Source organism: Pseudomonas sp. Bout1 (genome assembly GCF_034314165.1).
Taxonomy (GTDB): Bacteria; Pseudomonadota; Gammaproteobacteria; order Pseudomonadales; family Pseudomonadaceae; genus Aquipseudomonas.
In genome coordinates, this window is sequence record NZ_JAVIWK010000001.1 from 6,494,968 (window position 1) to 6,508,277 (window position 13,310).

General features: G+C 61.9%; 10 protein-coding genes and 1 pseudogene. 8 read left to right on the forward strand and 3 right to left on the reverse strand.

Going from position 1 to position 13,310, the window contains the following annotated elements:
* The first annotated feature begins 70 nt into the window (after positions 1-70).
* The 7 genes and pseudogenes from RGV33_RS30125 to yccS all read left to right on the forward strand — a co-directional run bounded on the left by RGV33_RS30125 (position 71) and on the right by yccS (position 10,785).
* Complete coding sequence (locus tag RGV33_RS30125) at positions 71-1,513, forward strand: TldD/PmbA family protein (protein ID WP_322148042.1); 1,443 nt, start codon at positions 71-73, stop codon at positions 1,511-1,513.
* Positions 1,513-2,829 (forward strand): TldD/PmbA family protein, encoded by a 1,317-nt coding sequence (locus RGV33_RS30130; protein ID WP_322148043.1) that lies wholly within the window; start codon positions 1,513-1,515, stop codon positions 2,827-2,829. Before RGV33_RS30125 ends, RGV33_RS30130 begins: the two co-directional genes overlap by 1 nt.
* Before the next feature lie 329 nt (positions 2,830-3,158).
* A pseudogene (locus RGV33_RS30135) lies at positions 3,159-4,048 on the forward strand (alpha/beta fold hydrolase).
* Between the two features lie 37 nt (positions 4,049-4,085).
* Positions 4,086-5,513, forward strand: a complete 1,428-nt coding sequence (gene mdtD / locus RGV33_RS30140; RefSeq protein WP_322148045.1) for a multidrug transporter subunit MdtD — start codon at positions 4,086-4,088, stop codon at positions 5,511-5,513.
* Between the two features lie 130 nt (positions 5,514-5,643).
* On the forward strand, positions 5,644-6,981 hold the full coding sequence (gene dbpA / locus RGV33_RS30145; protein WP_237151081.1) for an ATP-dependent RNA helicase DbpA: 1,338 nt from the start codon (positions 5,644-5,646) through the stop codon (positions 6,979-6,981).
* Positions 6,982-7,145: 164 nt separating this feature from the next.
* On the forward strand, positions 7,146-8,324 hold the full coding sequence (locus RGV33_RS30150) for an NAD(P)/FAD-dependent oxidoreductase (protein WP_322148046.1): 1,179 nt from the start codon (positions 7,146-7,148) through the stop codon (positions 8,322-8,324).
* A gap of 277 nt (positions 8,325-8,601) precedes the next feature.
* Positions 8,602-10,785 (forward strand): YccS family putative transporter, encoded by a 2,184-nt coding sequence (gene yccS / locus RGV33_RS30155; protein WP_322148047.1) that lies wholly within the window; start codon positions 8,602-8,604, stop codon positions 10,783-10,785.
* A gap of 106 nt (positions 10,786-10,891) precedes the next feature.
* On the opposite strand, the gene RGV33_RS30160 is transcribed toward yccS, so the two are convergent.
* Positions 10,892-11,629: a substrate-binding periplasmic protein gene (locus RGV33_RS30160; protein ID WP_322148048.1), complete on the reverse strand. Its 738-nt coding sequence runs from the start codon at positions 11,627-11,629 to the stop codon at positions 10,892-10,894.
* Between the two features lie 220 nt (positions 11,630-11,849).
* Here RGV33_RS30160 and RGV33_RS30165 point away from each other — a divergent pair, with 220 nt between their 5' ends.
* Entirely contained in the window at positions 11,850-12,302 is a 453-nt protein-coding gene (locus RGV33_RS30165) for a GNAT family N-acetyltransferase (RefSeq protein ID WP_322148049.1), read from the forward strand.
* A gap of 151 nt (positions 12,303-12,453) precedes the next feature.
* Here the strand turns inward: RGV33_RS30165 and RGV33_RS30170 are convergent, their stop codons facing one another.
* The gene (locus RGV33_RS30170) at positions 12,454-12,750 is read right to left on the reverse strand and encodes a winged helix-turn-helix domain-containing protein (RefSeq protein ID WP_322148050.1); all 297 of its coding nucleotides are present in this window, start codon (positions 12,748-12,750) and stop codon (positions 12,454-12,456) included.
* Between the two features lie 19 nt (positions 12,751-12,769).
* Positions 12,770-13,270, reverse strand: coding sequence for a M48 family metallopeptidase (locus tag RGV33_RS30175; RefSeq protein WP_322148052.1), 501 nt, complete (start codon positions 13,268-13,270; stop codon positions 12,770-12,772).
* Between the last annotated feature and the right edge of the window lie 40 nt (positions 13,271-13,310).

Here is a 13,310-nt window from a genome sequence, read left to right on the forward strand (position 1 = left end):
CTTGATCAGCTCCCAGCCCAGGCCTACTCTGTTCGCCTGCCCGCGCCGAGCCGCCCACAAGGAAGGCCCCATGTTCGAACACCACGCCACACTCAAAAAGCACTTCAGTGCCCTGCGCACCAGCGCCGAATTCTTTTCCCTGCGCTACGTCCGCGAGTCCGGCCAGTACCTGTCGGTACGCAAGAACGTCGCCGAGCCGCCACACCTGAGCCAGGACGAAGGCGCGATGCTCACCGTGCGCCTCAATGGCGTCGAAGCCTACGCCGCCACCCACGACATTTCCCTGCCCGGCCTGCAAGCCGCCCTTGAGCGTGCCGAACAGCAAGCCCGGTTGATCAAGCCCCACGCCCTGCTCGACCTGCGCGACCAGCCGGTGTCCAGCGACATCGCCGACTACCTGTCACCCGGCCTCGACCAACCCTTCCCGTCTTTGAGTGATTGCTACCAATTGCTCGGTGCCGAATCGGCCGCCGTGCCCAAGGACGAGCGCCTGGTGAACTGGGAAGTCAGCCTGGGCACCACCCACGTCGAGCAGATCTACCTCAACAGCGCCGGCGCCGAGCTGCGCCAGGCCCAGCGGTTTGTGTTCCCCGGGGTCAACGTCACAGCCTACGACGGTAACGACAGCCAGACCCGCACCCTGGGTGGCACCAACTTTGGCCAGCAAGGCGGCTTCGACGTGATCAGCCGCTTCGGCCTGGTGGGCGCCGCGCCGCAGGTTGCCGACCAGGCGCTGCAACTGCTGCTGGCACCGAACACACCCCAAGGCCCGCGCGACCTGCTGCTGATGCCCGACCAGATGATCCTGCAGATCCACGAGTCCATCGGCCACCCGCTGGAACTGGACCGCATCCTGGGCGATGAGCGCAATTACGCCGGCACCAGCTTCGTCAAGGCCAGCGACTTCGGCCACCTGCAATACGGCTCCCCCCTGCTCAACGTGACCTTCGACCCGGACATTCCAGAACAGCTCGCCAGCTACGGGCATGACGACGACGGCACCCAGGCGAGCAAACAATTCCTGATCCGCGAAGGCCTGCTGCTCAAGCCGCTGGGCGGTGCGTTGTCGCAATACCGCTCCGGCATGCAAGGCGTGGCTAACAGCCGCGCCTGCAGCTGGAACCGCGCGCCGATCGACCGCATGGCCAACCTGAATATCGAGGCCGGCGACCAGAACATGGCGCAGCTGATTGGCGGTATCGAGAACGGCATCCTGATGTCCACCAACCGCTCCTGGTCGATCGATGACGCGCGCAACAAATTCCAGTTCGGTTGCGAATGGGGCCAGTTGATTGAAAACGGCGAACTCAAAGGCGTGGTGAAGAACCCCAACTACCGGGCGATTTCCGCGCAGTTCTGGCGCAACCTCAGCGCCGTCGGCGACGCCAGCACCTTCAAGGTGCTGGGCACGCCCAACTGCGGCAAGGGCGAGCCTAACCAGGTGATCCGCGTCGGCCATGCGTCGCCAGCCTGTGTATTCAGCAACGTGGATGTATTCGGGGGGGACGCCTGATGAAGCATTTCAAAGCGCTGGTGGACTGGCTCAAGCAGGCCATCACCGACAACGAACAATTCCACCTCGGCTACGCCGACGAATCCTCCGAGTTTGTGCGCTTCAACCACGGCAAAGTGCGCCAGGCCGGGCAGGTGCAACAGGCCAGCCTGAACCTGAAGCTGATCAACGACGGGCGCCACGCCGACCTGGGTATCACCCTCGCGGGCGAGCCTGAACTGGATCGCCAGCGCCTGGCCGACGGCCTGCAACAACTGCGCGAGACCTTGCCGTTATTGCCGCAGGACCCGTACCTGCTGCTCAACCACAACGCCTGGCAGAACAAGGACCAGCAGGACCGACCACTGCCCGACCTGGCCCAGGTGCTGGAAGCAATCGGCGTAGCCGCCGAAGGCGTGGACATGGTCGGCTTCTACGCTGCCGGCCCCATCAGCCGTGGCTTTGCCAGTTCTTCAGGCGCCTTCGGCTGGCACCAGGCCAACAGTTTTAATTTCGACTTCAGCCTGTTCCATGCCAACGGCGAAGCGGTAAAAGCCAGCTACGCCGGTAACGATTGGGACAGTGCGGCCTTCGCCCAGCGTTTCCAGCAGGCCCGCGAGCAACTGGAGTTCCTCGGGCGCCCGCTGCACCCGCTGGCACCCGGGCAATACCGCGCTTACCTGGCCCCGGCGGCCATGGAAGAGATCATCAGCATGCTGACCTGGGGCGGTTTTTCCGCCCAGGCCATCGCCAGCAAGGGCAGCCCGCTGCAACGGTTGTATGCCGGCGACCAGTCCCTGAGCCCGCAGGTGGCCATTGACGAACACGTCAGCGGCTCCCTCAGCTCGGCGTTTTCCCGCGATGGCTACCCGCGCAATGACGTGATGCTGATCCGCGCCGGCAAGGCCGAAGGCCAACTGGTGAACTCCCGCAGCGCCGCCGAATACGGCTTGAGCACCAACGGCGCCAGCAGCGACGAATCCCCAAGCGCCTTGCAGATGGCGGCCGGCAACCTGGCCCAGGCCGATATCCTCAAGCAATTGGGCACCGGCCTGTACATCAGCAACCTGTGGTACCTGAACTACTCCGACCAACCGGCCGCGCGGCTGACCGGCATGACCCGCTTCGCCACGTTCTGGGTCGAGGACGGCGAGATCAAGGCGCCGGTCAGCACCATGCGTTTTGATGACAGCGTGTACAGCCTGCTGGGCTCGCAGTTGGAGGCATTGACCGCTGATCGGGAGTTGCTGCTGTCGGCGAGTACGTATAGCCAGCGCAATACCTCATCCAACCTATTGCCGGGGGCGCTGGTAAAACGCCTGACCCTCACTTTATAAACAACGCAACACCCATGTGGGAGCGGGCTCGCCCGCGATAGCGGTGTATCAGTGCCAGATGTGCTAAATGACACTGCGCTATCGCAGGCAAGCCAGCTCCCACAGTTGAACGCATTCCAGATTTTGATCGAGCCCAGCCGCAAAACCCCATTCCAGACACCTGGCCGCCCGGCCAGTTGTCGCTCGCGAAAAACCTCGTTATAAAGGTTGGTGGCACCTAGCCACGTCCGCGCGGTAAAAAAATTCAAACAACACCCCGCCGTCCTCAACCCACTTGCACGCAAGTGATGCATGACCTTGCCCGGGATAGGGCAAGCTGGAGCGTTGACATGAACCATGGAAGTTTTGTCATTGAAAAGCTGTTCAAACACTACAACGTCCACGTAGAGCAGCTTGGTAACCACCCAGAAAAAAAACCGTGCTGTTGGTCAATGGCGCACTGTCCACCACCCGCTCGTTTGCCCGCACCAGCAAGTGCCTGGCCGAGCACTTCAATGTGCTGATGTTCGACTTGCCGTTCTCCGGCTATTCGCGCCCGCACAACGCCGACCTCGACCTTGTGACCAAGGACGATGAAGTGCAAATCCTGCGGGCACTGGTGGAGCGCTTTCAGGTCAACCATCTGGTGTCTGCCTCGTGGGGCGGGATTTCCACGCTGCTGACCCTGGCCCATAACCCGCCGTCGATTGAAAGCTCGGTGGTGATGGCACTGGCGCCCAACCTCAACCAGGCCATGCTCGAATACGTAGAACGGGTGCGGGTGCTGATCGAGGCTGATGACAAATCCGCTGTCGGCCATTTGCTCAACGAAACCGTCGGCAAGTACTTGTCGCCCCGGCTCAAGCGCAACAACCACCGGCACCTGTCCACCATGGCCACCACCGAGTACCGCCAGGCGCGTTTCCATATCCACCAGGTGCTGGCACTGGGTGACGGCAACTACCTGCCGCAATTGACCCAAATCGAAACCCCGGTGCACTTCCTCAACGGTGTGCTGGACGAATACACCCCGGCAGACGAAGCCCAACTATTCAAAAAATACGTAGGGCGCAGCAGCTTCGCCACGGCCGAGCACACCGGCCATTTGCTCGACCTGGAATCCCGCGAAGCCGCGCTGGCAGTGCATCGCTCGCTACTCGATTTCCTGGTGGGCAAACACGTGGCGTTGTCAGATATAGACGAACCGCCAGTGGGAAAAGGAGCTGCCGATGGCGCATAATCGCCGACACATAGGCTGCTAACAAAAAAGGTAACTCATGCCCAATCGTGCCCCTCTCGATGCCAAGACCGCCCGCTGGCTACCCTGGGTGGTAGCGATTGCCTTCTTCATGCAGTCGCTGGATGGGACGATTCTGAACACCGCCCTGCCGGCCATGGCCCGAGACCTGGCGGAGAACCCGCTACGCATGCAAGGCGTGGTCATCGCCTACATGCTCACCGTGGCCTTGCTGATCCCGGCCTCGGGCTGGGTGGCCGACCGCTTCGGCACCAAGAAGATCTTCTTCGGCGCGATCATGCTGTTCAGCATTGGCTCGTTGCTCTGCGCGCTCTCCAGCACCTTGACCATGTTGGTGGGCGCCCGGGTGATCCAGGGCCTGGGCGGCGCCTTGATGTTGCCGGTGGGCCGGCTGGTGGTGCTGCGCGCCTACCCGCGTTCGGAGCTGGTACGCATCATGGGTTTCATCACCATTCCCGGGCTGCTCGGCCCGTTGCTCGGCCCGACCATGGGCGGCTGGATGGTGCAATACCTGACCTGGCACTGGATCTTCCTGATCAACCTGCCGGTGGGCATGATCGGGTGTTACGCCGTGTGGAAACTCATCCCTGACCTTCGCGGCAGTGAACGCACGCGGTTCGACGGCGTGGGTTTCCTGCTGTTTGGCGCCGCGATGGTGCTGATCACCATCGCCATGGAAGGCCTTGGCGAATTGCACCTGCCGCACCTGCGGGTGATGTTGCTGCTGTTCGGCGGCCTGGCGTGCCTGGCGGCGTATTGGTTGCGGGCCGGGCATATCGATAACCCGCTGTTCTCGCCGGTGCTCTTCAAGACCCGGACCTTTGCCGTGGGCATCCTCGGCAACCTGTTCGCCCGCCTGGGCAGTGGCGCGTTGCCGTTCCTGGTGCCGCTGCTGTTGCAGGTGGCGCTGGGTTATTCGCCCTCCGAGGCAGGGATGAGCATGCTGCCGCTGGCGGCGGCGGCGATGTTTGCCAAGTCCATCGCCCGGCCGTTGATCGAGCGCCTGGGCTACCGCGTGGTGCTGACCGGCAACACCCTGGCACTGGGGATTATGCTGGCGAGCATGGGCCTGGTCAGTGAGCACACACCCTACCCGTTGCTGCTGGGCATGCTGGCGATACTTGGGGCGATCAACTCGCTGCAATTTACCGCGATGAACACGGTGACCCTGATCGATCTTGACGACGCCCAGGCCAGCAGCGGCAACAGCTTGCTGTCGGTGGTGGCGCAGTTATCCCTGAGCCTCGGGGTGGCCTGCGCCGGGGCGCTGCTGGGCGGTTTTACCGCCGAAGTGGGCAATGACGGGGTCGACACGGTGCTTGGGGCGTTCCAGTTGACCTTCGTCACCGTAGGCATCATGGCGATGCTGGCGGCGGCGATCTTCCTGCAATTGTCGCCAAAAGACGGCAAACGGATGGTCAGCCGCGAGCACGACATTGAGCATTAACAGGCGTCTCGTCTAGAACTTGCAGGGAAATTCCCACGAGGCTGGTACACTGCGCGACATTTTGTTTTGCAGAGCCAGTCCCGTGACTACCATCGCCACCGCTTTTAATACTTTGCCCCTGTCCGCCGCCATGCTGGCTAACCTCGACTCGCTGGGTTATGTCGAGATGACGCAGATCCAGGCGCAAAGCTTGCCGGTGATCCTCAAAGGGCTGGACCTGATCGCCCAGGCCAAGACTGGCAGCGGCAAAACCGCGGCCTTCGGCATCGGCCTGCTGAACCCGATCAACCCGCGCTACTTCGGCTGCCAGGCACTGGTGATGTGCCCGACCCGCGAGCTGGCTGACCAGGTGGCGAAGGAAATCCGCCGACTGGCCCGCGCCGAAGACAACATCAAAGTGCTGACCCTGTGCGGCGGCGTGTCCCTCGGCCCGCAGATCGCTTCCCTGGAACACGGCGCCCACGTCATCGTCGGCACCCCGGGCCGCATCCAGCAGCACCTGCGCAAGGGTTCGCTGGTTCTGGACGGCTTGAACACGCTGATCCTCGATGAAGCCGACCGCATGCTCGACATGGGCTTCTACGACGCCATCGAAGACATCATCAGCAAGACCCCGGCCCGCCGCCAGACCCTGCTGTTCTCGGCCACCTACCCGGTGAGCATCAAGCAGTTGGCCTCCAAATTCATGCGCGCGCCGCAGCAGGTCAAGGCTGAAGCCTTCCACTCGGACGATCAGATCGAGCAGCGCTTCTACGAAATTTCTCCAGAAGAGCGCATGGACGCGGTGACCAAGGTCCTGGCGCATTTCCGCCCGGCTTCTTGCGTGGCCTTCTGCTTTACCAAGCAGCAAGTGCAGGAAACCGTGGACCACCTGACCGCCAAGGGCATCTCTGCTGTCGGCCTGCATGGCGACCTGGAACAGCGCGACCGTGACCAGGTGCTGGCGATGTTCGCCAACCGCAGTACTTCGGTACTGGTCGCCACCGACGTTGCCGCCCGCGGCTTGGACATTGATGCACTGGACATGGTGATCAACGTCGAACTGGCCCGCGACTCGGAAATCCACATTCACCGCGTGGGCCGTACCGGTCGCGCGGGTGAGACCGGCATCGCTATCAGCCTGGTTGCACCGTCCGAAGCGCACCGCGCCCAGGCCATCGAGCAACTGCAGAAGTCGCCGCTGAACTGGGACCAGTTGGACAACCTCAAGCCGCAGAGCGGCGGCCCGTTGCTGCCGGTGATGAGCACCCTGTGCATTGCCGCTGGCCGTAAAGACAAGGTTCGCCCGGGCGACATCCTTGGCGCACTGACCGGTGACGCCGGGATTCCGGGTGCCCAGGTGGGCAAGATCGCGATCTTTGATTTCCAGGCGTTCGTGGCCGTGGAACGTGGCATCGCCAAGCAGGCGCTGCAGCGCTTGAATGACGGCAAGATCAAAGGCCGTTCGTTGCGCGTGCGTATCCTGTAAAAAAACCGCGTTCCTGTTGAAGGAACCGAATCAATGTGGGAGCCGGGCTTGCCCGCGATGCAGGCGACTCGGTCTGACAGATTGACCGAGTTGATGCCATCGCAGGCAAGCCAGCTCCCACATTTGATTGCATTTCAGATCAATATTTTTGTGAGGACATGGCTGTGCGCTCGACCGAAGTTGTGATCATTGGCGCCGGCGCCGCAGGCTTGATGTGTGCACTGACCGCCGCCGGGCGTGGGCGCAAGGTGATGTTGATCGACCACGCGAACAAGGCCGGCAAAAAGATCCTGATGTCCGGCGGTGGCCGCTGCAATTTCACCAACATGTACACCGAGCCTGCCAACTTCCTCTCCCACAATGCGCACTTCTGCAAGTCCGCCCTGGCCCGCTACACCCAGTGGGATTTCATCGGGCTGGTGGCCAAGCACGGCGTGCCGTACCACGAGAAAAAACTCGGCCAGCTGTTCTGCGACAACAAGTCCAGTGACATCCTCGGGATGCTGCTCGATGAGTGCATTCAGGTCGGCGTGAGCATGCACCTGGACACCTCGGTGCAGGAGATCGCCAGGCTCGACACCGGCTATCAGTTGCAAACCACCCTGGGTGAGCTGAGTTGCGAGTCGCTGGTGATCGCCACGGGTGGGCTGTCGATTCCGACCCTGGGCGCCACCGGCTTTGGCTATCAAGTGGCGAAGCAATTCGGCCATGAACTGCTGCCGACCCGCGCCGGGCTCGTGCCGTTCACCATCACCGACCAGCTCAAGGAATTGTGCGGCGAGCTGTCCGGCACGTCCGTGGACTGCCTGGTGAGCTGCAACGACCAGAGCTTTCGCGAGAACATCCTGTTTACCCACCGTGGCCTGAGCGGGCCGGCGATCTTGCAGATTTCTTCGTATTGGGAATCCGGCGACACCGTGGAAATCAACCTGCTGCCCGACCACGACGCTCATGCCTGGCTGCAAGAGCAACAGGTGGAACGCCCGAACAGCGAGTTGAAAACCCTGCTGGGCGAGATCTTCACCAAGAAGATGGCCAACCTGCTGGCCGAAACCTGGTTCGCTTCCAAGCCGATGAAGCAGTACTCCCATGCCGAGATTGCCGACATCGCCGGCAAACTGGGGCGCTGGCAACTGGTGCCGGCGGGCACTGAAGGCTATCGCACCGCCGAGGTCACCCTGGGTGGCGTGGACACACGGGAAGTCTCGTCCAAGACCATGGAGTCCCTGAAAAGCCCCGGTTTGTACTTCATCGGGGAAGTGTTGGATGTGACCGGTCACCTGGGTGGGTTCAATTTCCAGTGGGCATGGGCTTCCGGATATGCCGCTGCCCAATTTGCCTGATTCAAGGATGTACTCGGTCAAACGGTGGGAGAGGCCTTACTGTGGCGAGCAAGCTTGCTTGCGCTGGGGTGCGAAGCGCCCCCAAAAAGCCGGCTCCAGCTGCGCTGTCGAACGGGAGCAAGCTCCCTCGCCACAGCAAGCCAGCTTCCACATTGGTTTGGGGTGTTCTTGAGAGAATGCCTGTAATAAATTTTGCTGTCGGATGTGATCGCCACGCTTGCCGTGGCGTCCTTGATAGCTCAATTTAGCGGCATCGTCCCGGAAGACCCCAGACTTCATGTCATCTACCTCCTTCAAGCAGTCCATGCGGCGCCTTTGGGCACTGGATAAGTTCAGTTACAGCGTACGGGTATTCATCGCCCTGACCGGCAGCATGGCGCTGTGCTGGTACCAGAATGAAATGGCGTTGCTGATCCCGTTGTTTCTGGGGATTATCGCCAGCGCCCTGGCCGAGACCGATGACAACTGGCAAGGCCGGCTCAATGCCCTGGCCGTGACACTGGTGTGCTTCAGCACCGCAGCGCTGTCCGTCGAACTGCTCTTCCCCTACCCGTGGATCTTTGCGATTTTCCTGGCGCTCTCAAGCTTCGGCCTGACCATGCTCGGCGCGCTGGGCGAGCGTTATGGAGCGATCGCTTCGGCCACCCTGATTCTCTCGGTCTACACCATGATCGGCGTGGACCAGCGCGGTGGCGCGGTTACCGACTTCTGGCATGAACCCTTGCTGCTGGTGGCCGGTGCTGCGTGGTATGGCGCACTCTCGGTGCTCTGGCAGGTGCTGTTTTCCAACCAGCCGGTGCAGCAGAGCCTGGCACGGCTGTTTCGTGAACTGGGGCGTTACCTCAAGCTCAAGTCGTCGTTGTTCGAACCGATCCGCCAACTGGATGTGGAAGCGCGGCGCCTGGAACTGGCCCAGCAAAATGGCCGGGTGGTGGCGGCACTGAACGCCGCCAAGGAAATCATCCTGCACCGCGTCGGCAATGGCCGCCCGGGCTCCAAGGTCAGCCGCTACCTCAAGCTGTACTTCCTGGCCCAGGACATCCACGAGCGCGCCAGTTCCTCGCACTACCCTTACAACGCACTCGCCGAAGCCTTCTTCCACAGCGACGTGCTGTTCCGCTGCCAGCGCCTGCTACGCCAGCAAGGCAAGGCCTGCCAGACACTCGCCGAGTCGATCCAGCTGCGCCAGCCCTTCGTCTATGACGACAGCTTTGCCGAAGCCCTGGGCGACCTGAATGCTTCCCTGGAACACCTGCGTATCCAGAGCAACCCGGCCTGGCGCGGCCTGCTGCGCTCCCTGCGCGCCCTGGCCGCCAACCTGTCCACACTGGACCGCCTGCTCGGCGACGCCGCCAACCCCGACAGCCTGGCCGATGCCACCGACAGCAGCCTGCTGGACCGTGCCCCGCGCAACCTCAAGGAAATGTGGACCCGCCTGCGCACGCAGTTGACGCCGACTTCGTTGCTGTTCCGCCACGCCCTGCGCCTGCCGCTGGCGCTGAGTATCGGTTATTGGATGGTGCACTTGATCCACCCGTCCCAGGGCTACTGGATCATTCTCACCACGCTGTTCGTGTGCCAGCCGAACTACGGCGCCACCCGGCGCAAGCTGGGCCAGCGGATCATCGGCACCGCCATCGGCCTGACCATCGCCTGGGCGCTGTTCGACCTGTTTCCCAACCCGCTGATCCAGTCGATGTTCGCCATCGCCGCCGGGCTGGTGTTCTTTATCAACCGCACCACCCGCTACACCCTGGCGACCGCTGCGATCACGCTGATGGTGCTGTTCTGCTTCAACCAGGTGGGCGACGGCTACGGGCTGTTCCTGCCACGGCTGTTCGATACCTTGCTCGGCAGCCTGATCGCCGGGCTGGCGGTGTTCCTGTTCCTGCCGGACTGGCAAGGCCGGCGCCTGAACAAGGTGTTGGCCAATACCCTGACCTGCAACAGCATCTACCTGCGCCAGATCATGCAGCAATATGCCGCCGGCAAAAGCGACGACCTGGCTTACCGCCTGGCCCGGCGCAACGCGCACAACGCCGACGCCGCGCTGTCCACCACCCTGGCGAATATGCTGATGGAGCCGGGGCATTTCCGTAAGGAAGCGGATGTGGGGTTCAGGTTCCTGGTGCTGTCCCACACCCTGCTCAGTTACCTGTCGGGGCTTGGCGCACACCGCGAAACCCAGCTGCCGCCAGAGGTGCGCGAGCACTTGATCGACGGCGCCGGGAAGGCGCTGGCCGCGAGCATTGACGAGATCGCCACGGGGCTGGCCAACAAGCAGCCGATCGCGATCCAAAGCGATGCGGAGGAAGCGCTGGCGGTGGAGCTGGAGCAAATGCCGGATGAGATTGATGAAGGGCAGCGGTTGGTGCAGACGCAATTGGCGCTGATCTGCCGGCAACTGGGGCCATTGCGTACACTGGCAGCCCACTTGATCAAAGACACCAGCGAAGCCTGAATCGCCATCGCAGGCAAGCCAGCCTCCCACACTTGACCGGGTTCCACCTTTGGAATGCGGTCAAGTGTGGGAGCCGGGCTTGCCCGCAATGGGGCCCTCAGCCTCGCTACATCCCATGCTGCTTCATCAGCCGGGCATAACTGCCATCCGCCTTCATCCTGGCAATCTCCCGATCAAAACCGGCAACAATCTCCGCATGCCGGGGGTTTTTCAGGCTGACTAGAATGTGCAGGCTGTTCTCACTCAGCGGCACCGGCAAAAACTCCACCGAGTTCCTCACGGTGGCCGACTCGCGCGCCAGGTAGTAACGGGCAACAAATTCATCCTCCAGCGTCAGCCGTACCCGGTGGGCTGCCAGCATGCGCACGGCCATGGCGAAGTTATGCACCGGGACTTTCTGCAACTGCACATCGGCGTCAAACGCCGCCGAATAAGCGTATCCCCGTACCACTGCGACGGGATAGTCGTGCAATTGCTGCAGGTTCTGGTACTCGATGGAATCATCCCGGCGCTTGAGAAACAGCACCCGGTTGAGCAAGTACTCGCCAGAAAACTGCCCCAACTGAGTACGCGCATCGTCGTACCAGGCGTTGACCAGCACATCGTAACGCCCATCGCCCACGCCCATCAGTGCCCGGGCCCAGGGCACCTGTTCAAAGTCGCTGGCGTAGCCGGCGCGGGCCAGGGCAGTGGTTACGATGTCGGTGGCCAACCCGCCATTGACCAAGGTGGCATCGGTAAACGGCGGCCAGGCATCCGCTACCAGGCGCAACCGTTCTGCCGCTGCCCCCTGGGCCAGCAACAACAAACCGATCAAAGCAACGGCACGAGAAAATCGCGGCATGCTCAAGTCCTTGGCGGGCATTCTATGGCCTGACCTCAGGGATGAACCCGAGGGTTTAACAGTAGCTCATCAATGAGCCTGCACCGCAGATTACACAAAGACGGCAGCGGCGAATGCACTCAATGATGGCAAATTGACGCCATTCACAAAAAACCACAGCTTAGACACTCGGCGCGTGCGCGCTTACTATCCTGACCAGACAATTAGCCGAGAGAACACCATGACAGTCGAATGGGTTTGCAAACATCACAGTGACCTGGGCAAGGAGCAGCTGTACGCGATTTTGCGCCTGCGCGCGGAGGTGTTCGTGGTCGAGCAGAAATGCGTGTACCAGGACATCGACGGCCAGGACCTGGACGGCGATACCCATCACCTGATGGCCTGGAGCGACGGTCAATTGCAGGCCTACCTGCGCCTGCTGGATCCTGAATCCCAGGGTGGTGATGTGGTGATCGGCCGGGTGATCGTTGCGCCGAGCGCGCGGGGTACCGGGCTGGGCCACCAGATGATGGACGAAGCCCTCAGGCAGACGCAGAAACAGTGGCCCGACGTGCCGATCTACCTGTCGGCCCAGGCGCATTTGCAGGGGTATTACGGGCGGTACGGGTTTGTGGTGGCCGGTGAGGAATACCTTGAGGATGACATTCCACATATCGGAATGCGTCGTCCCTAGGCACTGGGCTCTTGTGGTGAGGGGGCTTGTCCTGTGGTGAGGGGGCTTGTCCCCCGTTGGAGTGCGCAGCGCTCCCGCTTTTTTGGGGCCTCTTCGCAGCCCAACGGGGGACAAGCCCCCTCACCACAGGAAAAGCCTCCTCGCCACAGGGTCAGGGGTAATCCAGGACAGCTTTGATCTGGCTTAGGTTCGCCTCGATCCAGCGCCGGTCAATCGCGCCCCACTCACGAATCCGATAGCGCCCGGCATGGTTACGGGCGCCGTCTTCCTGTTCAAACTCACACACAATGTCCAAATCCGCCAACGCCGCAATCGTGTCCTGGGCGGTGCGCCGGGGCATGCCCGTGACCTCGGTCAGTGCCGGCACGCTGCTGGCCAACTGGCTGTCGATCAGATAGGCCACATACAGGCGCCGGTAGAAGCTGCTTTTGGTCTTGCTCACATCCATGCTCGATCGCCTTTGAAGGTTAGGGCTTGCCCTGCATGTCCCGCCAGGTCAGGTATACCCGCAGGTCGAATTCCACCTGATGGTAGCCTGGCAACATGTATTCACAGAGTTTGTAGAACGCCTTGTTGTGGTCCGATTCCTTGAAGTGCGCCAGTTCGTGTACCACGATGATGCGCAGAAACTCAGGCGCGGCGTCCTTGAACAGCGAGGCGATGCGGATTTCTTTCTTCGACTTGAGGTTGCCACCCTGCACCCGGGAGATCGTGGTGTGCAGGCCGAGGGCGCGGTGGGTCAGGTCCAGGCGGTTATCGAACAGTACTTTGTCGATCGCCGGGGCGTTGCGCAGGTGTTCCTGCTTCAGGGCCTGGGCGTAGCTGTACAGGGCTTTGTCGCTCTGCACGCCATGTCGCTCGGGGTAGCGCTGGGTGAGGTAATCGCCCAGTTGGTTCTTGGCAATCAACTGGCGCACTTGCTCCTGCAATGCTGCGGGGTAGGCCTGGAGGTATTTCAGCGCGGTCATGGGGTCAACAACGGGTATTTGAATGGGCGCCAGTGTAGCG